The sequence below is a fragment of the Arthrobacter sp. E3 genome (genome assembly GCF_017353415.1).
Lineage (GTDB): Bacteria > Actinomycetota > Actinomycetes > Actinomycetales > Micrococcaceae > Specibacter.
Genome location: NZ_JAFMPX010000077.1, coordinates 1 through 1,688, shown reverse-complemented (window position 1 = coordinate 1,688; position 1,688 = coordinate 1). Strand labels below are relative to the sequence as shown.

General features: G+C 55.1%; 1 protein-coding gene. It reads left to right on the top strand.

Translation table 11 applies throughout. The features are described from left to right. Positions 1–688 precede the first annotated feature (688 nt). Positions 689–1,387 carry a maleylpyruvate isomerase family mycothiol-dependent enzyme gene (locus tag JMA46_RS16655; protein ID WP_247647399.1) on the top strand — a complete coding sequence of 233 codons (699 nt, stop codon included), beginning with the start codon at positions 689–691 and terminating at the stop codon, positions 1,385–1,387. Positions 1,388–1,688: the final 301 nt, after the last annotated feature.

Genomic DNA, 1,688 nt, shown 5'->3' with positions numbered 1-1,688 from the left:
TCGAGGCCATGAAAAGGACTGTCAAGCACTCCACGGATCAGGAACCGGCCGGACGCTGGTCCTAAAATCAGAAATCCGGTGGCCCACGGCCAAAACCCCTAAAAGACTACTGACCCGAGCACCTAGCCATTTTGGCAACGAACGGTGCCAAAATGGACTGTGCGATAGCGAAAACTAGGACGGCGACGAAAAAGCCAGACCACTGCAGATGGAAGTCAGGCAGGATCCAGGACGTGACAAGTAACGCCAGCGCGGAGGTGGCAACGTAAATGGCGGCGCGTATCAAGAAGATTATCTTGGTGATGAGTAAAGGAAACCATTCACCCCTTGCCCATGGTTCCCATCGCAGGACACGGACAAATGTTCACCTTGCGGAAGATTTTCGGGCTCTGGCGGCTTTCCAGCATCAGGAGGATGATGGGAGAGACAAAGAAATGCTTCCAGCATCCTACTAAGGAGTTGACACACCATGGATATGTGGGGATTACTGATAGTAATTACATGCATACTTTTGGTAACCATCGTGATGGGGCTTATCGCCACGCACGGTACTTACAAGAAGCCGTCTCACTAAAACCTGCCACCACGTTTTTAACGCATGGCCGAGTCTCCAGCCAGCGGTCCCTCAGTTGAGGTAGCTGACACAAGCACAGCTGAGCGTCCGGTGTACCTAGAGGACACAAAAGGTTTGGAATCCACCACCGGAACAGCGGAAGCAGAGTGCATGGCGAAATCTTCAGATGGCCACCTGTGGGCTCTGACCCATGCCGAACGTGGTTTGCTCGCAGAGGACCTGAAACGCCTAACTCCAAAGCAGTGGCGGCACGACACCCTTTGCGGGCGGTGGGATGTGGAGCAAGTCGTTGCACATCTCACTGCTGCGGCGAGCCTGAATCAATGGATGTGGCTGCGCAGCATGCTCGGCGCCCGTTTTCGCCCTAATGTGCATAACCAGCGCCGATTGGACGAGCACCGGGGTGCCAACCCGTATGAGACCCTGAACCTATTCTGTGCTGTCATTAATAGCAGCATTGCGCCGTCCTCCGATACGGCGGCATTTCTGGGTGAGGTGATCGTGCACTCGCAAGATATCCGCCACCCCCTCCAGATTGCCCATACACCCGACATTGAGGCTCTCACCGCTGTCGCCGATTTCTACGCGAAGCGTAACTTCGCGGTTCCCAGCCGTACGCGTGCCTTAGGGCTGCAGCTAAGGGCTGATGATGGACCTTTCACTGCAGGTACGGGTCTACTGGTGACGGGATCCACGCTTTCCTTGGTCATGGCGATGGCCGGGCGCGTTCCGTATTTGCAGAACCTGGATGGACCTGGAGTTTCACTCCTCCAGTCACGCATGCTCAGCCCCGCCCATGGATCCTCGAACTGAATCGACTTGACAGTCGACTGAGGGCTGGCCTGTTCCATGCAGGGTGTTGCTTCCCGATTCGAAATTTGGCCCGACATGATTTTTTGACTTGCCCTGGTGCTAGCCAGCGGGCAGCCTGTCTCTTCATGAGGGTTTGACGGTGGGCAATGGTTTCTCGTTTTCTGCGTTTTTTATTTCCTGCACAGGGTGGGGTGGTGGGTGGTGGTATCCACATTGGGGGTTCTTTTGGGGGTGGATGTCAGTGGCTTCTTATAGAATATATGTATGGATGAAACGGCAGGGAGGCCGGGACTTTCGGCCT